General features: G+C 61.9%; 13 protein-coding genes. 8 read left to right on the top strand and 5 right to left on the bottom strand.

The annotated features are described in order from the left end of the window. Positions 1-2,861: 2,861 nt before the first annotated feature. Both AB4Y40_RS08775 and AB4Y40_RS08770 read right to left on the bottom strand, forming a co-directional pair. Positions 2,862-3,857, bottom strand: coding sequence for a ParB/RepB/Spo0J family partition protein (locus AB4Y40_RS08775; protein WP_368687347.1), 996 nt, complete (start codon positions 3,855-3,857; stop codon positions 2,862-2,864). Beyond that, entirely contained in the window at positions 3,854-5,062 is a 1,209-nt protein-coding gene (locus AB4Y40_RS08770) for an AAA family ATPase (RefSeq protein WP_028208684.1), read from the bottom strand. The genes AB4Y40_RS08775 and AB4Y40_RS08770 overlap by 4 nt, the downstream gene beginning before the upstream one ends. 1,357 nt (positions 5,063-6,419) lie before the next feature. Here AB4Y40_RS08770 and AB4Y40_RS08765 point away from each other — a divergent pair. From AB4Y40_RS08765 to AB4Y40_RS08755, 3 genes are all read left to right on the top strand, one after another. After that, the gene (locus AB4Y40_RS08765) at positions 6,420-7,799 is read left to right on the top strand and encodes a replication initiation protein (RefSeq protein WP_368687346.1); all 1,380 of its coding nucleotides are present in this window, start codon (positions 6,420-6,422) and stop codon (positions 7,797-7,799) included. A 446-nt stretch (positions 7,800-8,245) separates the two neighbouring features. Continuing rightward, positions 8,246-11,926: a type VI secretion system Vgr family protein gene (locus tag AB4Y40_RS08760; RefSeq protein WP_368687345.1), complete on the top strand. Its 3,681-nt coding sequence runs from the start codon at positions 8,246-8,248 to the stop codon at positions 11,924-11,926. A gap of 79 nt (positions 11,927-12,005) precedes the next feature. Then, positions 12,006-13,355, top strand: coding sequence for a hypothetical protein (locus AB4Y40_RS08755; protein ID WP_368687344.1), 1,350 nt, complete (start codon positions 12,006-12,008; stop codon positions 13,353-13,355). Positions 13,356-13,589: 234 nt separating this feature from the next. Here the strand turns inward: AB4Y40_RS08755 and argG are convergent, their stop codons facing one another. Together argG and AB4Y40_RS08745 are read right to left on the bottom strand one after the other, a co-directional pair. Continuing rightward, the gene (gene argG / locus AB4Y40_RS08750) at positions 13,590-14,924 is read right to left on the bottom strand and encodes an argininosuccinate synthase (protein ID WP_368687343.1); all 1,335 of its coding nucleotides are present in this window, start codon (positions 14,922-14,924) and stop codon (positions 13,590-13,592) included. A gap of 161 nt (positions 14,925-15,085) precedes the next feature. Beyond that, positions 15,086-15,769, bottom strand: coding sequence for a GntR family transcriptional regulator (locus tag AB4Y40_RS08745; protein ID WP_368687342.1), 684 nt, complete (start codon positions 15,767-15,769; stop codon positions 15,086-15,088). A gap of 214 nt (positions 15,770-15,983) precedes the next feature. On the opposite strand from AB4Y40_RS08745, the gene AB4Y40_RS08740 reads away from it, so the two are divergent. The 5 genes from AB4Y40_RS08740 to AB4Y40_RS08720 all read left to right on the top strand — a co-directional run bounded on the left by AB4Y40_RS08740 (position 15,984) and on the right by AB4Y40_RS08720 (position 19,861). Further along, positions 15,984-17,396: an MFS transporter gene (locus tag AB4Y40_RS08740; RefSeq protein ID WP_368687341.1), complete on the top strand. Its 1,413-nt coding sequence runs from the start codon at positions 15,984-15,986 to the stop codon at positions 17,394-17,396. After that, a complete protein-coding gene (locus AB4Y40_RS08735) occupies positions 17,393-18,751 on the top strand; it encodes an MmgE/PrpD family protein (protein WP_368687340.1) in 1,359 nt (452 codons plus the stop codon). Before AB4Y40_RS08740 ends, AB4Y40_RS08735 begins: the two co-directional genes overlap by 4 nt. Next, positions 18,744-19,427 (top strand): MmgE/PrpD family protein, encoded by a 684-nt coding sequence (locus tag AB4Y40_RS08730; protein ID WP_368687339.1) that lies wholly within the window; start codon positions 18,744-18,746, stop codon positions 19,425-19,427. The genes AB4Y40_RS08735 and AB4Y40_RS08730 overlap by 8 nt, the downstream gene beginning before the upstream one ends. Positions 19,428-19,533: 106 nt before the next feature. After that, positions 19,534-19,719, top strand: a complete 186-nt coding sequence (locus AB4Y40_RS08725) for a hypothetical protein (protein WP_368687338.1) — start codon at positions 19,534-19,536, stop codon at positions 19,717-19,719. Then, positions 19,706-19,861, top strand: a complete 156-nt coding sequence (locus AB4Y40_RS08720; protein ID WP_368687337.1) for a hypothetical protein — start codon at positions 19,706-19,708, stop codon at positions 19,859-19,861. Before AB4Y40_RS08725 ends, AB4Y40_RS08720 begins: the two co-directional genes overlap by 14 nt. Positions 19,862-19,869: 8 nt before the next feature. Here the strand turns inward: AB4Y40_RS08720 and AB4Y40_RS08715 are convergent, their stop codons facing one another. Next, positions 19,870-20,880, bottom strand: coding sequence for a glycosyltransferase family 2 protein (locus AB4Y40_RS08715; protein ID WP_368687336.1), 1,011 nt, complete (start codon positions 20,878-20,880; stop codon positions 19,870-19,872). Between the last annotated feature and the right edge of the window lie 143 nt (positions 20,881-21,023).

Below are 21,023 nucleotides of genomic sequence, written 5' to 3'. Positions count from 1 at the left end.
TGAATGGAGAAAGGGCGATTGCTGCTGGATCGCGCGAGCGGCAAGTGATGCGCGCCGGCGATGTGAGCACGACTATGGGCCCGGATCGAAGCCCTGGAATGTGGCTCGGCAATGGGGCCCAATTTTAATCGACGCGGATGGGGCGGCTTCAGGTAACGTCGCGGGGTAAAGCGCTGCTTCGCACATGACTTCAGCCCGAAGTTCGAGAACTACAAAATACGTATTGAAATATACGATCGGCACCGACGAGGTGAGTTTTAGTGCGTTGACCACCATCCTGACTGTGTTTCGGGGTCGGAGAGCCGGTATGCCCGTGAAACAAGTACTAGAATTTGGATTGTTTCAGGCATCAAACGCCCGTGGGATAACAGTTTCACCGATTTCTCGGTTTTGAGTGAAATGTTTCACGGTGGATTGCTGGCTTTCTGAGGGTGGATCGGCGCGTCGCACCGCGTGGCTTTTCGCGATGTGGCTGCTGTTCGCCTCGTCTAGGCCACTGTGCGGCTCGCTCGCTTACCGATGGTGCTCCACTTCTCTGCTGTATTTTCTCGGTGTTGGAGCGTTGGTCGCTACGTGGCTTTCTCGTTTTAGGTGGCCGGTGCACTGGGCGCACGCGTCCGCCATCGCTCGCTTCATCTTCGGCGGTACTGACTGACGTAGACAGTTAGTTGCATTAGTAGCGCTTAGTTGTTGCACGAATGTAGGCGATCTATTCAGTCACGAGAAGTCACGCTCTACCGTCTACCGTCGCTCGCCGGATGAGCAACGAATAACCGAGCAAGCTCAGCGCGGGAACGCGGAGACCAAGCGCCGTGGCACGTTACCGTGACGAGCGGTCCTACCCCACTCCCACACCGCGCACGGCGGGCTCGCCTCTGACCCGCAGGCTATCCGTTCTGTCGCTCGCTGGGCTTGCCGGTCCTCTCAAAAACAGGCGTCACGTGAGCATTACTGGGCGGTGCTGCGTCGGCTGTGCCGGAGGCAATCGGGTTGGAATCTCAAGGCAAAGCGCAAGCGGCGGACGCGAGTACATGGCGCCGCCCGCCACCGCCAAAACGTCGGCTCAACGGGCTGACAGCGCTCGTACACTGATTGAGCATGAGCACAATGCGTGAGTTTTGTTGTGACGCATGGATGGAGGGCGTTCATCGCCGAAAAGGCGTCGGGGGGAAATCGAGGTCGGCGATGTTGGTAAGCCATGGCTCCACGCCGTGTGGAGGACTGACTGTGCGGGCGCTTTGGCGGTCAACCCAGGAGTTGGTGCAACGTCGCAGTTGGTGCATACGGCAACCGGCAACTGCAAGTCATAGGAGCGGCCGGAGGATCGTGCGATGCAGCCCATCGGACCATGCAAGTGCCCCGCCGATTGCCGGCAGCACTCGTTCTCCAGGAGACGATGCGGAACATGGCGCTTCTCCAGTTCTTTAAAGCAGCTTGATCTCAGTCGGAGTGGCGGAGGCGGCTTCGTCTTCCACTGGCGAGCGGGTACCCCCCATTAGGAGCCGCAAAGGTTGGGAAATGCCGGCGGTGTGTCGAGTCGACACACGCGCACGCACGATACGACACACGTGCTGGCAACGCCGATTGCACCCGCGGCGGCCAGGCGCGCGGGACATCTGCGCGATGTGGATCGCCTTTTCACACCTAGGGGCCACCAAGCGCTTTGGACGTATTCGCTTCCTCACGAACCGCGCGCGCCACCGATGTGGCATGTCCCAGATCACGGTCACCAGAGACCGCGCCCGCGGGGTGGCAACGACCGTGTGTCGACTCGACACATCGCCTCGGCCAACAAATCAGCAACCGAGCGATGGACCATGGCACACCGCACGACGAGTGCAGCCGAGGAGATGACCTCATCCTTCGTTCCCGCCCCAACGATGAGGTTTGTCCTGGATCGCAATCTCCTCACGCGGCGACCGCGATGAAGCCGCGACAGTGTGTCGACTCGACACACTGCTCCGGGTGGCAAGTCAGCATGCGAGCGAACAAGCGATGAATCGTCCTCGCACACACAGCACGATGAAGGCGCTGGGGAGATGACGTCATCCCCATGCTCGTTGTAGTGCGCCTCATGACTCTCGCGGTTTGCAGCCACGGTCCGCGTGTGTCGACTCGACACAGCGCCTAACCCCAAGCAAATGAATTCGAGGACCGCCGATCGTGGCTCTAGAGCGCGCCTCACACCGCCGGCAACCCGTGAGCGTCGCCGACGGAGTACTCGAGGCGGCTACATGTTTCGTCTTTCGACGAGCATGATCATCGGTCGTGTGTCGAGTCGACACATAACCGATCGCCGGACGAACGCAGGCATTATCGATAACCACTCAACTCGACACGACGCAAGCCAAACACCTTTTCACCGCTGTGTGTCGACTCGACACACGAGGCAGATTGACGGTCCTACGTCTGGATGCGCCGCCCCCAACGACAGACCCTCGACGCGCTGACTGCCACCGGAATCCACGCGCCGTGCGCAGCATTGTCATAGCCCGCACCTCCCCGCCACGATTTACCTTGCCCGTGGTCGACTCGACACACGCCTCACGCGCTCGTCCAACGAGCTCCTGTGTGTCAACTCGACACACGAGGCCGATCGACGGTCCCAACGTCTGGGTGCGCCGCCCCCACCGACCAACCCTCGACACGCTGACTGCAACCGGAATCCACGCATCGTGCGCAGCGTTGTCATAGCCCGCGCCGCCCAGTTCGATTTACCTTGCCGGTGTGTCGACTCGACACACGCCCCTCGCTCTCGTCCAACGAGCCCCTGTGTGTCAACTCGACACACAATCTAACGCGCAAAAAGAAAAAGCCCGCCAAAGCGGGCTCCCATCCACACCAACAACCTCGAGGCTCAATCAGCCGGGTTTCACATTGAACAGCTGACTAATCAGCTCCCGAATTTGCGTTTCCTGGGCATCCGACAACACGCCCGTCTTGAGCTTCACCGTAAAGCTGTTGGTGTCCTTGGTGATGCTGCCGGCGTGGCTCTTGCCCGAAAAGATCTTCTCGATGCTGCGCTCGGATACGCTTTCCGTCGATTCACCCCGACTGGCCTGCGCTCCGATCGCCGCGGCCAGCTTGCCTTGATCCAGCGTCCGGCCGACCACTGCCGGCCACAACTCGCGCGCTGCCGAAAGACCCGCAGAACCGAACTTCTTGATTGCCGAGACGACCTCGTCAGCGGCCGACCCGCCGAGCAGTCGCGGATTCAAATCAAGATCGCGTCGAATGAAATCGGGCAGATTCTCAAAGGCCAAAAAGCGGTACAGGCCTTTGCGCGACATTCCCAACGCCTCGGCCATGCGCTTGCGGGTCGGAAACTCCCGTTCGGCGCGCCGTAGCGATTGCCCGATCTCGTAATCGGTGAGGTCTTCGCGGCCGACGTTTTCCACCAGTGCGAGCACTGCCATGTCCTGATCGGAGCACTCGATCACGGAGGCACGAATGTCCTGCGCCTGAATCAGGGCGTGCGCACGAAGACGTCGCTCGCCGGCGATCAGCTGATAGCCGTTCTCCGCGCGGCGAACAACGACCGGCTCGACAAGCCCGACTTCGCGGATCGATTCAGCCAGCGAGGCAAGGCCTTCGTCGCTGAAAATCTTGCGCGGCTGCCACGGGTTCGGCTGAATCGCGTTCACGGGAAGCATGAGCTTGTCGCTTGTGTTCTCCAGTTCCTGGATGCGCTGCTGCGCCACCGCCAACGCGCCGAGCATGCCAGGCCCGGTCTTGAATGCGCTGCTGCGGCGCGGCTCGGCCGGAGCAACGGCTGCCGGCCGTTCGGCGGCTGGCCGCTCCGAAGACGAACCGAGTTCACGGGTCTTCGCCGCCATTTTGTCGCGGAATGAACTCACTTGCCGGCCCTCCATTGTTCTACGTAAAGATCGTCGATCCACTGTACGTAATCAGTCAGCGGCTGACGCACGCGCGCCACCGTCTTGTCAGCGAGGTCTCCCTTGCTGATGTCGAACACGGTCGCCATGGCGAGTGCGCCGTTACTCATCGCGGAGCTGGCCGGCACCTCGAGTGCGTTCACCCAGTCCTTGTAAGTCCGCTGCACCCATGAGCGCACCACCGGTGCCGACGACGTCTTGCCGTAGTCGACCTTCGAAAGCAGGACGGAAACGAAGTCGTATGTCTTCTCGTCGCCGCGTTCCATGATCGTGTGCGCGAGGTCCGAAAACAGGCTCCAGAACGACACCGAGCTGATGAAGTCCAGGCTCTCGGGCACCAGCGGCATGACCATCGCATCGGCGGCCATGAGCGCATTGATCGTGAGGTAGGACAGCGACGGCGCCGTATCCAGAATGATGTAGTCGTATTGCTTGCGCAGCACCTCAACGCCCTGGCGCAGCAGATCCCAGAACTTGAACCCCGGGTTCTTGATCACGGTACCGGGAATATGGAACTCCGCGGAAAACAGCGTGGGGTGCGCGGGAATGACGTCGAGCCCGTCCCAGTAGGTTTCCTGCACGAAATTGAGCAAGCCGCCTTCCATGTGCGGGTCGTAGATGAACGGCAGGACCGTGCTATCCTCAGTCACTTCCTTCTCAGCATACAGACCGCAGAGTTCCGTCAGCGACGCTTGCGGATCGAGGTCGATCAGCAGAACCTTGCGACCACGCAAGGTCAGGCCTTGGGCGAGACACATGGTCGTAGTCGTCTTCGTCGAGCCGCCCTTGAAGTTGGCAACGAGGATCACCTTGCCGTCGGCATCGCGCACGCCGGTATGGAGCGGTGTCTGATAAATATCGGAAACCTGCTGGACCCAGGTTCTCGCTTCGGGCAGGGTGAAGACCCGGCTGCGCCCGGACCCTTGCGCCACGCCTTGCGGGAGTCCCTCGCGGGTGGCGAGCAGGTTGTTCAGTTTGATGCGATCAATGCCGCACATCTCTGCGACCTGAGCGGACGTAAATGTGGGCGCCATCTTTCGCGGCCGCGGCGCCAGCATCATCTCCCGAAGCTCTTCAGATAGACGACCGGCCTCTTCGGCAAATTCAGTGATCGCGGAAAGATCCACACGTCGATCGATCGACGGCAATTCGATAGTTTTCGCCATTAATACGCTTTTTATCAGAATTTGGATAAAGCGTAGAATACAGCAAAAGCGTATGAAAACACACTAATTGAGGGTGATATGAAAAAAAATGACCCGTCAAAACGGTCTATATTGCCCTCGCGCAACATTCCTAAGGGCAAAGTACCAGCGCAACCGGCAACGCCACCAAGGCCGCTGTAGGCCCTTTCCCTCCGGTATGCCTATTTTTTGTGCAAATCGCCAGGGCCAGAGCACTTCGCTGCGACATCATCGGTCGAGGTTTTTGTGCAAATCCAGCTGCGGATCTTTCCGTGCAAGCTTTATCGCTCACATCCGCCTCGCGTAGTCACGGTTTTTGTGCAGTTCCACCGCCTGAACTCCCAGCACAGTCAGATCTGGCGGCCGGGTAACGATTTTTGTGCTTCCAGATTTCTGCTACCCAGTCTGGCCGACCACAATTGCACAAAAAGCGTTACCGTACGCACTGAGAAAGCCTTGTCGCGCGCGCTTGGCAACCGCATTGCACAAAAACCGTTACCCGATTCGCGCTCCAAGTGAGGTACGGCCGCCGTTTCCCTATCTCCAGGCGGTCCAATTCCCACCAGGACGAGTCTCCCACGTCAAAGCTGCACAAATTTCGTTACCTCACGCAGACGGCGAACGACCGAACCACCGCACCGCCACCGCACAATAACCGTTACCTTCAGCCCCATCCTCCAGGATGTGCACAAAAAACGTTGCTATCACGGAGTCGCGCGCCCGTGCACAAAATCCGTTGCCTTCCATTCCTCGCGTCGGAAAGTCACTCCTGAGTCGCGTCCCACCGACCTCCGTCAGCGCATTCAATCCGATCCTGGATCGTCAATAGACCTTCTGCACATAAACCACTTCCATAGACCACCGCAACTGCACAGAAATCGTTACCCTCCCACGGGTTTCGGCTGGCGAAAGGCAGATCGAGTCCAGGTGTTGCAACACTGGGAGCCTTTACGCGCGGGGCTTTGAAGCTATTCCGCCTTGAATTCCCTGATTGCATCGCGAGACACAACACGTCGAATTTTGCGTTGAGCATCTTTTTTGCGAGCGGTTTGTTTGTTTACTTAAAGATAAAAACCTACCAACCAACTAACGTACGCACGCGTTTTCTTTCATTTCAAACACTTGCCGTGCAAAAGCACCGTTCTATGTGCTCGCTGCACCGTTTTATGTGCGGCCAGGTGCCGTTTTATGTGCGGTCGCTGTAGAGATATTTGTGCGATCAGGTACGTTTTTTGTGCGCGAGCCGAATCGGGTGCCTGTTTGAGGTAACGTTTATTGTGTTGACTTGTGTTTGCGTAGTGATAGAGTGCCCGCCAATGTCGACGGGGAGAGCGTGCGTATGTCGGAGGAGAGCGGGCGGAGGACTACAACACTGCAGATGTCGCTGGGTCTCTTTGAGGAGATGTCCGGCCAGCCGATCAATGAGAGCACGCGCGAGATCGGTTTTCAGCGCAACAACGTGTTCGTCGCCATCAATGGGCTTGGGCTGTCTTCGCGCCGTTTCATCGATGCCGCCTATTTCATTGCCGCCCAGGAACCCGCGCCGCGCGATATCTACGACGTCGACCTGAACTACTTCAAGTGGCTCATGCGCTATGAGAGCCGCAACGTGCGCCATTTGCAGAGCGTCATCAAGGAAGCGCAGCGCGTGCTGATCGAGGTGACCGACACGCCGCCCGACCGCGCGCCCAGCGAAGACGACCAGTGGATTTCCGAGCAGCTGATGGGCAGCGTCAAGATCGGCAAGGGGCGCATCCAGTTCCGCATTCCGCCGCTCATGCTGCGCCACATCACCGGGCCCGACAAGCATCACTGGCTGAACCTGTGCATCACGGCGTCGTTCTCGCAGACCTACGCGCGCGCGATCTACGACTACGTGCTGCCCTTCGTGGCGGCCGGGTTGACCGACTGGATCGAGCTCGACGTCATGCGGCGCTGGCCCGGCAAACTCGGTACGAGCGCGTCGGAGTTCAAGCATTTCCGGCCGAAGTACCTCGATCCGGCGGTGCGCCAGATCAATGAGCTATCGGACATCGACCTCAGCTACGAAACTCGGGCCGACTCGGAAACCTCGCGCAAAATCAACAAGATCCGCTTCCGGATGAAGCGCAAGGACACGGTCGCCGCGCTGCTCTCCCGGCAGCCCGACGCGCACGACCTGCTGCTCACGCTCAAGGAGGAGTTCGGCCTCTCCAACAAGCAGTTCGACGTGATCGCGGAGCATCGCATGAGCTGGACCGACGAGCGCATCCAGCAGGCCATCGAATACACGCGTTTCCGGCTCAACCAGGGCAAGGTGACCAAGAGCCCTGCGGGCTATCTGATGAAGGCGCTGAGCCACAACTGGCAGGTCTCGGAGGCCGAGCGCAAGATGGTGGCGATCCAGAGCGAGCTGGCCGTGGCCGCGACCGCTCAGGAGACCGCGAAGACGGTGGCGACCACGGCGGTGAAGCAGAGCATCGCGGCGCGCGACGAAGAGGCGCGCTCGCAGCGCAACGAGGAGGTCAAGCAAGGCCGCGAGCACTTCGAATCGGCCGACGAGAAGACCCGCAAGGAGCTGGTGCGGCTCTACATCGCCTCGCAGGCCGGCAAGCTCATGCTGCGGCGCCTGAAGCTCGAGGCGGGGGCGCTCTCCGACGTGAATATCCTCAACCACTCCGATCTCTCGTGGTATTTCGGGCAATTCGTCTACGGGAAGATGAAGCAGCTTGCCGCGTAGTGAGTGTCTTCAATACGCTCGACGGCTGATATGCCGGTGGGCGTATTGCGGCCTCGCCCCCGCAGCCCGTCACTGCCTCCCACGCTCACGCAACAGAAAACTTCCAGTCGATCAACGGCTTAAGGCACTCGTCCCGGGTGTTCTCCACAAGCTTGTCAACGCAATCTGTGGGTAACTCTCGCCCGCAATGCACGAGGTCTTCGCTATACCGATCATGGCTCGTTGATTGAGCCAGAGCGCTTCGGCGATCGGGCCCGAGGGCACCGACGCATCACATCAGTCATCCCCTGTGATTTTTTCAGACGCGTCCGAGTGCCGGCTTCGCCTGTCTGCGTGAAACTTAGCTCGCGACTCGCATTGGCCACCGCGGCTCATGCGCGATGATGCTCCGGCGGTGTGTGCCGATGGTGCGCCATCTGGTCAGGACTACAGAACAGGGAATCCCCATGGCGGAATCGGACAAACCGGTGAGACTGGTCACGGGACGCCAGTCTGCGCATCTGGACATCATCCTCAAGGCTCGCAGGTACGAGCGCGATGAGCGCAACGAGCGGCGCGCGCCCGGGTTGTCGGTGGTCGAGTGGGACGTTCGCGAGGAGAGCTGCCAGCCGTACCGGATCAGGGCGCTGGTCTCGACTGCCGGGCCGGTGGCGTGCCGGGATATCCTGGGCCAGCTGGCCAGGTTCAGGTTCCAGGTTGACGAGGGGGCGGTGGTCCGGAAGTTCGCGGGATTCGTCTCGCGTTTCGAGTCGGTGTCGAACTCGCGTGATGGCTGCACGTATCGTGTCGAAATCCTCCAGCATCTTGCGGTGCTGGACGGCCCGAGCAACTGCGCGACATACCAGGGCAAGACGTCCGCCGACATTATCCAGGAAGTCATCGAGCGCAATGCCGTGCGCCCCTGGATTCGCGTGGTGCAGCGTCTGCGCCGGCAGCATCCGCAACACCCGTTCCGCTTCCAGTACAACATGGGCGACTGGGCGTATTGCCGGCTGGAGATGGAGCAGGCCGGGCTGTTCACGTTTACCGAGGAGGACCGGCACGGCGAGGTGGTGGTCATTGCCGACGACATCGACGGTTACACGCGTCCGGCCCTCTCGCTGAAGGACCGCCCTCCATCGGGGCTGCATACGTTCGAGGAGTCGATCTATTCGCTGAAGGTGCGTACACGCACCATTCCTGCGTCGTTCATCGTCGCGGACTATGACGCCGACAACCACGCGATGATCTTCCGCGAGGAGGGGCATGCGCGCGACGAGTTCGGCACGGAACAGCATGACGACACGACCATGGGCACGCCCCTGGTGTGGGGCACGCATCACGGCGACGAGGCAGGGGCGAAGCGCGAGGCGACGCTGCGGCACGAGGCGGCGCGTGCGCAGCAGGTCACCTGCAGGGGGAAGTCCACGATGCCCTCGATCCGGCCGGGCTGCATCGTGCAGCCCGATACGCTGGCCGGTGCCGCGGACGGCACGCTTGACGCGAAGGAGGGCCTGTTCGTCTCGAAGGTCGTGCATCGAGGGGCGCGCAACGAGAATTACCGCAATACCTTCCAGGCGATTCCTGCCAGCCGGCCCTACCGGCTGCCGATAGACGAATCGAAGTGGCCGCGCGTGCATACGCTGGGGTTCACGGTGACGTCACCGAATCACTACAGGTACCCCTACCTGGACGCGGAAGGACGCATTGTCGTGCGTTTTCACTGTGACTTCGGCAACTGGCCGAAGGGCGGCGAAAGTATCCCGCTGCGCATGGCCAGGCCCTTCGCGAGCCGCGACCACTCGGGCATGAACCTGCCGCCGGTGGATGGCGACTTCGGTATCGCGGGATTTCTTGAAGGCAATCCCAACAAGCCGGTCGCCGTGGCCTTCATTCCGAATGCCCATAACCCGGACCTCATCAACAGCTCACGCCGACGCATGTCGCGCAGCGAGATACGCACGCGTTCGGGCAACAAGCTTTGGCTTGACGACTGGGAGCAGCAGCAGGGCATCGAGTTGAGTACGGAGCATTCGGGCCGCTCGCAGCTCAACCTGGGCTTCATTCCCGACCGCGACCTGAACGAGCGGGGCACCGGGGCGGAGCTTCGCACGGGCGCGCATCTGGTCAATCGTGGTGGCGCTGGCGTGATGGTGACGGCGTACAACCAGCCAGGCGGTGGCGGCAAGGTGCTCGCCATGGATGAGACCAACGCGCTGTTCAAGGACCACCAGGCATTCGCCGGCACGCTCGCGCAGTCCGCTGAAGCGTCGAAGGCCACGCCCGCTGACCTCGACGCACAGAAGGGCATCAACGCAGGTCTGCATGAACTGAAGAAACCCGGTGTGCTGATGACAGGGCCTGGTCCGGTCGCCGTGGCGTCGGGCGATGGCGTGCAGTTCGCCGCCGATGGCTCGATCATCGGCACGGCGAAGAAGGGGATTCACTTCAGCACGCTCAGGCGGTTCACGGTGGCGGCAGGTGACTTGCTGTCGTTGTTCACGCAGAAGGGCCTGAGCCTCATCACGGCGACGGGTGACTTGGTGGCGCAGGCCCAGCGTGGCAGGATGCAGCTCGCCTCGCAGGAAGGCATGACGATCGAGTCAGTCAACGGCGCGGTTCACATGAAGGCGGCGAAGGAGATCATCCTGAACGTGAACGGCACCTACGTGAAGCTGACCGGCGAAGGTGTCGAGATCGGCTCGCGCGGCGGGGTGCTGTTCCGGACAACCAGCATGAAGGGCACCGGTCCCGCGCAGATGGACCTGGGCGGCGCGGCGTTCGCGCCGAAGTTCGTGCCGTACACGACCGACTGCGAGGTGTGGCGGACCCATCCGAAGTTCGTGGTGCCACCGCCGGCACCTGCGCCACTCCCGGCGCAGTGGGAGGCGCTGGCGAATACGGGAGCGGTGGCGCCTGCGCCGTCGCTTGATATCACGTCTTTGGCCTCGGCGGGTGGCGGAGGGCTGCAGGGCGCGCAGCCGCTGCCACAGACGCAGCAGCTACCGAACTCGACGGGTTCCGCAGGTGGTCCGGCAGGGAACGGCGGATTGGTTATCAACGACCCCGACAACACCAACCAGTATTGTGTCGCTCCCGATCCGATCCAGTTGCAGAGTCCAGCGCCATGCGACTGGAGGCTGCCGGATTTCACGGAGTTCGCCCGCATGGAACGGGAGACGCCGGCCTACCAGAAATATGGTTGGACTAGAACCGAGCGTATTAAGGACGGCGATGATCCAGTAATGTGCTCTGGGACGGATACCACGACGTGTCAGTTCAGTTACGACTCCAGCAGTAAGACGTTGATCGCAAAAGTCGTTACGGTATTGGCGCCAAAGTTGCTGGTCAGAATGAATCCTTCAACCGGGGAACCGCTGCGTGATGAGAAGAACAACTACGCGGTCGTGCAGTATGAGACCTTTAAAAACGGAGCGAACTCCCGCAAGACTTTTGCTGCGCAGGGACTAATGCTGGTGGAGCGTGATCCGGCAGAAGTCGATGCTTCGACGTACAAAAACATGATCGAGAAAACGCTGAATCAGGGGAACTACAAGCTGATTCTCGATGGATGCCAGAAGGGTGGCGCGTGTGGTTGCCGGATTGCGGTGAAGTTCTGTGCGGATATCCATGTGGTTAGGGAGGCTGACGCAGCAGCGCTTAATCCGAATATCGTTATTAATCTCTTTCCTACGACCGCACGAGCGGACGCAAGAAATTGGCCGGAAACAGAATACGAGAAAGATCCAGGAACGGGGCGATATACCGAAAAAATTACACAAACGAAAGCGCATGAAACAGGGCATCTGTTCAATTTCCCTGACGAGTATTGGATGCAAGGTGGGTTCGTACATTCCATGTATATCAAGGATGGCATGGATATAGACTTTTCCCTGGCAGACGCCAACAAGACGACGAACAAGGTTTGGGTGATTGAAACTGAAAATAATCTCATGGGAAACGGCTGCAGTAAGCCTATCGCGACTACTTCACCTTATTACCTTGAATATATACGCCGATGGTTCTCGGCGCACACCAGCAAACTGTGGCGGGTGGGCTACAACGCTCCCGCTGCAGCAGGCAAGAAATCTGAAATCGGCACTGGAAACCCTGCGGCAAAGACGCGGGCGACCGATGCCAAAAAATAACGGTGATCCGAAATTTCGAAAGATATGGTGGACGGCTTTTTTGTCCCTGATAGTGCTATGGCCAGGAGGCAGGTGCGCGATGGCGAATGATTCGAATAACGACGTCGTACGGCCCGGCGCGTTTTCTCTTTCATGGTCGGGTGGTCTGGAGTATGGGTCGAGGCAAATGACTTTCGACGGCGAAAGCAAGTTTTATTTTGCGAAGGGAGACACGATTAACGAGGAATCCCAGACGGGTATCGGAGTGTTTGTTCTCACCGTACAAAACACGGATTTGCAGGAGCTGACAACTGCTGCCAAGACCCTGTGTGAAACAGATATTCAGGGGGGCGGCCCTGAAACTTACGACCCACCAGCCACGTACCGGGTTGCCTGTCTCGAAGATGGGAAGGTAGTGAATCGGCGCGGATCGATACGAAAGATTCCTGAGAAATTCAACAGAGAAATTTTCGATGCGCCGTTCAGGCTGTCAGAGGAAGCGTGGAAGCATGGCGCGAAACTTATCAAGTTAGACTTCACAACGGAGAGCGTCGAGCATAAAAACGGAAGTTATATTATTTCTGTTCGGTTCATTAATTCCGGAAATCGCTGGATAAGGTTTAAGACACCGGATCATTGGCCCGGTGACAATCGGAATGGCGGACTTGCTGTTGCTCCGTTTAGCGAGCTTGGGAAAATGCAAGCTCGTGATGATTGGGGATTTAATCTGGCGAGTAGAAAAATACTCAACAAAAATGAATTTCCAGATGGAGAGATATTGCTCAATCCAGGTGACAGTAGAACTTTGAAAATTGAGTCCATTCCGGACAATAAAATCCAGAAGGGTGAGTACGATCTTTCGGGTGTGGCTTATTTGAATATTCAATATGAGGGCTATGGTTGGGGGCTGTCAACACACGTCGATTTCTGTCCCATTAAAACCCGCATCAGCATCGACCGCGACTACCCCTCAACACCCCAGGAGCACGAGCAGTGGGAAGCGCAGCACCGCCAGGACATGTCGTGGCAACCGGTCAAGCCCGGCGAAACCTTTGCCGAGGACGGCCTGTACCGCGCCGTGCAAAAGAGCGGTGGCATGCCAATTCACAGCCTTCAGCTCAGGCCGTTCAAGGCCGGGGACGTAGCCCCCACGGACAGCGTGAAGATGTTCACGGAGTCCGCCTCCGGCGCGGAGCTGAGCAAGCCGGTGCAGTGGCTATGGGCGGGCAGCGCGCCGACACCCGTCAAGCCATGGTCGCCCGACCTCATCGAAGGCACCGAGCACACGTGTGACCCTGGCGCTGTCTGCCCACGCAGCGGCCGATGGCTTGCGCGTACGGCGACGCGGGACTGGCAGTACAGCTACGACCTCGCGCGCATCGTGACCCGCAGCCGGGGAGAGCGCATGCCGGGTGACGACGGAACAACATGGGAATGGCTGGGGCTCTGACAGTCGCGTGTCCCGCGTGACGTGCCCGCAGCATCCACAACGAAACGATTGAGCCTTTCCCCCGCGCGTCGCCCGAAAACCCTTATGCGACAGGGGGTTGGTGCGGTTGGGCGCGAGTTGTCCCCAGCCTTGCCAACAAAATCTGTGGGTAACTCGAACGCCAGACGCAAACCCGCACAGACATAAAAAAAGGAAGGCGCAGTGCCTTCCCTTTCTTCACAAAGCGACGACGCCTTACTTCTTCTCGTCGTTCAGCTGCGGCAGCGTATAAGCTGCACCCGGCGCGAGCAGACCCACCTTCGAGTACACGCGCAGCTTCTCGCGCGTGTCGGTGATGTCGAGGTTGCGCATCGTCAGCTGGCCGATACGGTCGCGTGGCGAGAACGCCGAGGCGACCTTCTCCATCGACAGACGCTCCGGCTGATACGTGAGGTTGTCCGACTTCGTGCTGAGGATCGAGTAGTCGTTGCCGCGGCGCAGTTCGATCTTCACTTCGCCGGTGATGGCGCGCGCCACCCAGTGCTGGGCCGTTTCACGCAGCATGATGGCCTGCGGGTCGAACCAGCGGCCCTGGTACAGCAGGCGGCCCAGACGGCGGCCGTTCTCGCGGTACTGCTCGATGGTGTCTTCGTTGTGGATGCCCGTCACGAGGCGCTCATAGGCGATGTAGAGCAGCGCCAGACCCGGGGCTTCGTAGATGCCGCGGCTCTTCGCCTCGATGATGCGGTTTTCGATCTGGTCGCTCATGCCCAGACCGTGACGGCCGCCGATGCGGTTCGCTTCGAGCAGCAGTTCCACGGCGTTCGGGAACGTCTGGCCGTTCAGCGCGACCGGCTGGCCTTCCTCGAAGCGGATCGTCACTTCTTCGCGGTCGATCTTGACGTCGTCGCGCCAGAACGCCACGCCCATGATCGGGTTCACGATCTTGATGCCGCTTTCCAGGCTTTCGAGATCCTTCGCTTCGTGCGTTGCGCCGAGCAGATTCGAGTCGGTCGAATAGGCCTTCTCGGCCGACATCTTGTATTCGAAGCCCGACTGGCGCATGAACTCCGACATTTCCGAGCGGCCGCCCAGTTCGTCGATGAACTGCTGGTCGAGCCACGGCTTGTAGATCTTCAGGTCCGGATTGACGAGCAGGCCATAGCGGTAGAAGCGCTCGATGTCGTTGCCCTTGTAGGTCGAACCGTCGCCCCAGATGTTGACGCCGTCTTCCTTCATCGCGGCCACGAGCATCGTGCCCGTCACGGCGCGGCCAATCGGGGTCGTATTGAAGTACGTCACGCCGGCCGTCGAGATGTGGAACGCGCCACATTGCAGGGCGGCGATGCCTTCCGCCACGAGCTGCGCACGGCAGTCGATCAGGCGTGCACCGGCGGCGCCGTACTCGGTCGCGCGGCGCGGGATCGAATCGTAGTCGTCTTCGTCGGGCTGGCCCAGGTTCGCCGTGTAGGCGTAAGGCACGGCGCCCTTGAGCTTCATCCAGTGCAGCGCGGCGCTGGTGTCGAGGCCGCCGGAGAAGGCGATACCGACCTTTTGGCCGGTCGGAAGGCTTTCAAGAATTGTGCTCATGATGAGAAAGAACCCGGTAGAACGAGAATGCGGAAGGAATTCGGTCGAATCGTCAAGTATGTTGTATCCCCGGCCTTTCGGCAAGCCTGGCGGGGAGGGCCACAGGCCCCGTTCGACGCGGCATCCGCGTTAATAAAAAGGGGCGCAGCAAGGGCCCATGCTCAGCGCAGGGTGTCCCAGGCCGCTTCGATCGCACGCAGGGCGCCCATCACGATCGACCGGTTCAGCGCCGCGGCCAGCACGCCGTCGCGCTCGGCATACGCCTCGCACAGCCGCTGGTGGTCGGTGCAGGAGCGCTGCAGGCGGCCCGGCAGCGAGGTGCTCAGGTGGCGCAGGCGGTTCGTGCGCATGCGCATGGAGTCCAGCACCTCCTTGAAGATGCCGTTGCGGCTCACACGCAGTTCCTCGTCGCGAAACGCGACGTTGGCCCAGAAGTAGCCGTCCACGTCACCCTTTGCCGCGACTTCGGCGAGCTTGCCATGCGCGCGCCACAGCGCGGCGATGTCCTCGTCCGTCGCGTGCTCGACGATCGCGAGCGACACCTGGCCGTAAAGCAGGGCGCGCAGCGCGTAGATCTCGCGCACTTCCTTCAACTGCATGGCGGCCACGCGCGGGCGGCGGCGCGGCGACCAGTCGACGAGTCCTTCACGCGTGAGCGCGAATAGCGCCTCGCGCACGGGCGTGCGGCTCACGCCGAAGCGTTTGGCGAGATCGACCGAATTCAGGTCGTCGCCGGGACGCAACCGGCCTTCGATGATGCCGCGCGCCACCCAGTCGACGATCTCGGCCACGCTCGACTGCTCGCCCGTTTCCGGGGCGGCCATTACGCCGACATCTTCATCCATGCGCTTTCCCCCGTGGCGCCGCGAGCGGGCGCAGCGCCGCCGATTGTAACAAATCCGCTGCCTGCTTCGCCTTCGAAGTCGCAGGTCGGTTACTTAAGTGTATACACTTAGGCGAGAACGTCTCTGCGAAAAGCGGAAATTCGCCATATACTGAATATAACTGTCGACACTAAAGCGCAATCCAATTCGACTACCCGTCAGGCAAGGAGACGCCATGTACATGGGAACCGAGATTGCCGGCTCAACGCACGTCGAGGCGAGTGTCTCGGCGCGGCTCGACCGGCTGCCGCCCACGCGGTACTTCCGCGGGCTGGTCGCGCGCATCGCGGTGGGCGGATGGTTCGAGTTCTATGAAATGTTCATGGCGGCCTATATCTCGCTGGGCCTCATCCACAGCGGCCTGTATCGCGCCACCACGGCCGGGCTCTTCGATGTGAACGGCTTCGCCAGCTTTCTGGGCTCGTTCTTCGCGGGCATGTTCGTCGGCACGGTGGCGCTGGGCGGCGTCACCGACCGCTTCGGGCGGCGCATCGTGTTCACCTTCGCCATGCTGACGTACTCCGTGGCGAGCTTCATCGCGGCCTTCCAGCATTCGCCGCTCGGCATGGACGCCTGGCGCTTCGTGGCGGGCGTGGGCATCGGCATGCAGCTCATCACTGTCGACACTTATATCTCCGAGCTCACGCCGCGCGATGCACGCGGGCGCTACACGGCGTTCAGCATTCTCGTCATTCTGACTTCGGTGCCCGTGGTCGCGGTCATCTCCTACGCGCTCGTGCCGCGCACGTTCCTCGGCATGGAAGGCTGGCGCTGGGTGATGATCATCGGCGCGGCCGGCGCGGTGTTCATCTGGTTCATTCGCCACGGCTTGCCGGAATCGCCGCGCTGGCTCGAGAGCAAGGGGCGGGTGAGCGAGGCGCGCCAGATCGTCGACGAGATCGAGCGCAGGGTGGTCGCCGAAACCGGCAAGCCGCTCGCCGAGCCGCCCGAAGGCCCGAATGCGAGCCAGCTGGAGGCGCGCGGCGCGTGGATCGAGATGTGGCAGGGCCGCTACTTCAAGCGCACGGTGATGCTGTCGCTGTTCAACTTCTGCCAGACCTTCGGCGTGTATGGCTTTGGCGCGTGGGTGCCGGTGCTGCTGTACTCGAAGGGCATCACGATCACGCATTCGCTGCTCTACACCATGGTGATCGCCATCACGACCCCGCTCGGCGCCATCGGCGCCATGGCCTGCGCGGAGCGCTACCAGCGCAAGTGGCAACTGGTGGGCTGTGCCATCGTCGTGGCCGTGGCGGGCGTGATGTTCGGCCAGGTGCGCGACCTCGTGCCGATCCTCCTGTTCGGCAGCGCGGTGACGATCGCGAACAACTGGCTCATCGGCATCTTCCACACCTATCAGGCCGAGCTGTATCCCACGCGCATTCGCGCGCGCGCCGTGGGCTTCGTCTTCAGCTGGAGCCGGGTGAGTTCGATCTTCGTCGGCTTTTGGGTCGCGGCGCTGCTCAAGCACTACGGCGTGCCGGCCGTGTTCCTGCTGATCTCGTCGGCCATGGTCGTGATCGTCGTGGCGGTCGGCGCGTGGGGTCCGAAAACCAACGGTGTACGTCTCGAGGAGTTGTCCCAATGAGTGGTTCCATCGCCGCCGCGTTCGCGCAGGGCCTGCATGCACTGGCCCAGCGCCCCTTGCCCGCCGACGTCCTGCAGGAAGCGAAGCGCTCGTTCATCAACGTTGCGGGCACAACGATCGGCGCCTGCACGCATCCGGGCGTGGAAGCGATACTCGCGACTGCGCGCGATCTCGGCGCCGCCCATGAGGCGGGCGTGCCCGGTCGTACGGAGCGCATCGACGTGCATTTCGCCGCGCTGGCGAACGGCTTCGCGGGTCACCTCGACGATTTCGACGATACGCATCTCGTCACCGTGATCCATCCCGCGGCGGCCACGCTCGCCGTACTCGCCGCGCTCGCGCCGCAAACGCGGCCCACGGGCGCGCAGGCGCTCACGGCGTTCGCGCTGGGCTGCGAGGCGCAATTGCGCGTGGGCGTGGCGATCTCGCCTGAGCACTACGACCGGGGCTGGCATATCACGGGCACGTGCGGCGTGATTGGTTGTGCGGTCACGGCGGCGCTGCTGCTCGGTCTCGACGAAGTCCAGCTCAAGGAGGCCGTATCGATTGCCGCCTCGATGTTCGTCGGGCAACGCGAGGCCTTCGGCACCATGACCAAGCCGTTTCATCCCGGCAAGGCGGCTGCCAACGGCATCGACGCGGCACGGCTCGCCCAGCACGGGCAGCGCGCCGCCGAGGACATCTTCGAAGCGCCGGGCGGCTACTCGCGATCGCTCTCGACGAAGGTGGACTTCGAGCGCATGAACGGCGATTTCGGCGAGCGCTGGGAGTTGCTGTTCAACACCTACAAGCCGTATCCGTGCGGGATCGTCGCGCATCCGGCCATCGATGCCGGCCTCGCAATCGCGGAGCGCATTGCGGACGCCGGTTCGATCGACGCGATCGTAGTGCGCTGTCATCCGCTCGTGCCGGAGTTGATGGGCAACCCGCAGCCTCGTGACGGCCTGCAGGCGCGCTTCAGCGCGATCCATGGTGTGGCCGCCGCGCTGTGCGACGGCCAGGTGGGCCTCGCGCAATACGACGACAGCCGCGTGACGCGCGACGACGTGAAGGCGCTGCGCGCGAAGACGACGCTCGCGCCCGACCCCGCCTTGAACCGCGACGAGGTCTACATCGAGGCGCGGCTGCACGACGGCAGCGTGGTCGCGCATCACGTCGACCATGCGCGCGGCAGTCTCGCGCGGCCCCTGACCGACGACGAACTGCTCGACAAGGTGCGTCTGCTGATCGACCCGCGGCTCGGCGCGGGCGCGGCGGATCGCATTGCCGCCGCCGTCGCGAACGTGGAGCGCGCCGCGAGTCTCGATGCGTTCTTCGCCCTTTGCACGCCGAACGAGGATCTGGTTCATGCATAACCCCGCCGCCCATTCCGCCGTTGCCGATGCATTTGTGGCGCTTGCCGCCGCGAAGCCTGGCGAGCGCGAACTCGAAGCCGCGCGCAGCGCCGTGGCGAACGCGCGCCGCTGCGCCGCGCAGCCCCACGACGCCAGCCCGCTGAGCGCCATGCTCGCGCAGGCCACCGATGCGCGCTCGCGCGCATGGCAGCTCGGCGCCGCACTCGCCACGCTGGATGCGGGCTCGACCGCCACGCCCGCCGTGGCAGCAGCGCTTACGCTCGGCGAGTCTCTCGGGGCCGACGAAGACGACATTGCCGCTGCCGTCGCGGTCGGCACGCGCGCTTCGGCGCGGCTCGGCGCCGCCGTGGACGACGAAGCGTTCCGTGCGCGCTGGAACGTCGCCGCGTCGCTCGGGATCGTGGGGGCGACGCTCGCGGCAGCGCGCCTGCTCGCGCTCGACGCGCTGCACACGCGCCACGCGCTTGGCATCGCCGCGACGCAGGCCGCCGGGCTCGCGCGCAACGTGGGCGAAGCCATGGGCTCGCTGGAAACCGGCAAGGCCGCTGCCGATGCCATCGAAGCGGCCTTGCTCGCGAAACACGGCTTCACGAGCGCGGCGGCGTCGATAGACGGACGGCGCGGCCTGGCCGCGCTGATGGCCTACCGTTTCGACGCCGGCGCGATTACCGCATGAGCTGCACCGGGCAGCGCGATTCAATACGGATTCCGAACGGATAACGATGCCAATAACGCCTTCGCCTTCGCGCCGCCGCATGCTTCAGTGCGTCGCGGCGTGCAGCATGCTGCCCGTCGTCGGCGCAATGCGTGCGTTTGCCGCCGACGCCTCACCCTCGTCATCGTCATCGCCGGACGACACCGGCATCACCGCGCAGCTTGCGCGCTATCTCGTCGCTGCGCGCGACCAGCCGTTGCCCGACGCCGTAGTGCGGCGGGCACCGTGGAGCAGCCGGGGTGCGCCTTCGTGACGTCGCCAAGGTGAACGACAAGGCGCGCGATCTCATGGAGCCCGTGCTCGGCCAGCAAAAGACCGCGCAACTGATCGAGCGGATCAACGCGCTGGAGCACGTCGCGAACGTGGCCGATCTGCGGCCGCTGTTCACGGCGTGATGCGTTCGCTACGGCATGCGCGTTCGGGACGTATCCACGACCTGCTCGTCCTTCATGCCCAACAGGCCGACGGACTCCGTGCCGGGCCGCCGCGTGGCTTTCCAGATCATCAGCAGGTGGTAGTAGAGTCGCGGGCTGAAGCCGAACTGGTACGCGTAGAGATTGCCGAGCGCGAGCTGGAGCCCGGCGCGCGCCTCGCGATTGCGCGCGAGCAGCGAGACCACGATCGGCACGAGCCGGCGCATGGCGAGCTTGCGCGCCGGTTCGAGTTCGGGCGGCAGCGCGAGGCTCTTGAGAAAGCGCCACGCCGAGATCGACGAGGCATTGATGCTCGTGCGCGTTGCCTGGGATACCGAAACGTCGGTAATGCGATAGCACGAGACGTATTCGTTCACATAGCACACGCGCTTTGCCGCGAGGCACAAGCGCGTGCCGAACACGTAATCGCAGCAGGTGCCGTAGTGGTCGTCGTAGCCGATGCGCTTGACGAGCGCCGCATCGGCGAGCCAGCCGTTATTGGGGAACATCTGCACGATGCCCACGCGGCCCGGCGGGTATTGCAGCCCAGCGGCGCTGGCCGTCCGGTGATACGCGATGTTCATGCGTTCGCTGGCCGCCTGCATGATGCGCCCGTCGTGATCGGTTTCGTATTGATCGCCGAACGCGACTTCCAGATCCGGATAACGCTGCCACTGCGCGAGCAGCTTCTCGATACAGTGCACGAGCAGATAGTCGTCGTCGTGGATCAGGAGGATCTTGTCTCCGCTCGCGCGCTCGAAGAGGCTGGCCACGTTGGGCGCCTGGCCGAGCGCGGGCACGTTGCGCCGGTAGGCGATGCGCGGGTCGTCGCCGTAACGCGAGGCGATCAGTTGCTGCGTGCGATCGTCGCTCGAGTCGTCGCCGATCACGATCTCGATGTTCGCATGCGTTTGCATGAGACACGATTCGATGCAGCGAACCAGCAGTTCAGGCCGGTTGTACGTCGGCAGGCAAATGGAGACCTTCGTTGTTGTCGTCATGGGCAGACCCCAGTGCTTGAGGGATGCGGAGACGTTCGCAAAGACGGGTTCGGAATGCGAACTTCATCCGGTGGACATGACGGTAAAGGAACAAAACGCGAAAGAAATTGAAAATAATTCGCAAGGAATGCGCCTTGCGCACG

It is taken from the genome of Paraburkholderia sp. EG287B (genome assembly GCF_040965595.1).
GTDB lineage: Bacteria > Pseudomonadota > Gammaproteobacteria > Burkholderiales > Burkholderiaceae > Paraburkholderia.
Note: the sequence above shows the minus strand (reverse complement) of the source record. Positions and strands in the feature narration are given on the sequence as shown.

Bases quoted from the DNA above. Each gene is read 5' to 3' on its own strand.
- AB4Y40_RS08770 (WP_028208684.1), bottom strand. From the start codon at position 5,062: ATGGCGAAAACTATCGAATTGCCGTCGATCGATCGACGTGTGGATCTT.
- AB4Y40_RS08765 (WP_368687346.1), top strand. From the start codon at position 6,420: ATGTCGGAGGAGAGCGGGCGGAGGACTACAACACTGCAGATGTCGCTG.
- AB4Y40_RS08760 (WP_368687345.1), top strand. From the start codon at position 8,246: ATGGCGGAATCGGACAAACCGGTGAGACTGGTCACGGGACGCCAGTCT.
- AB4Y40_RS08755 (WP_368687344.1), top strand. From the start codon at position 12,006: ATGGCGAATGATTCGAATAACGACGTCGTACGGCCCGGCGCGTTTTCT.
- argG (WP_368687343.1), bottom strand. From the start codon at position 14,924: ATGAGCACAATTCTTGAAAGCCTTCCGACCGGCCAAAAGGTCGGTATC.
- AB4Y40_RS08745 (WP_368687342.1), bottom strand. From the start codon at position 15,769: ATGGATGAAGATGTCGGCGTAATGGCCGCCCCGGAAACGGGCGAGCAG.
- AB4Y40_RS08740 (WP_368687341.1), top strand. From the start codon at position 15,984: ATGTACATGGGAACCGAGATTGCCGGCTCAACGCACGTCGAGGCGAGT.
- AB4Y40_RS08735 (WP_368687340.1), top strand. From the start codon at position 17,393: ATGAGTGGTTCCATCGCCGCCGCGTTCGCGCAGGGCCTGCATGCACTG.
- AB4Y40_RS08730 (WP_368687339.1), top strand. From the start codon at position 18,744: ATGCATAACCCCGCCGCCCATTCCGCCGTTGCCGATGCATTTGTGGCG.
- AB4Y40_RS08725 (WP_368687338.1), top strand. From the start codon at position 19,534: ATGCTGCCCGTCGTCGGCGCAATGCGTGCGTTTGCCGCCGACGCCTCA.
- AB4Y40_RS08715 (WP_368687336.1), bottom strand. From the start codon at position 20,880: ATGACGACAACAACGAAGGTCTCCATTTGCCTGCCGACGTACAACCGG.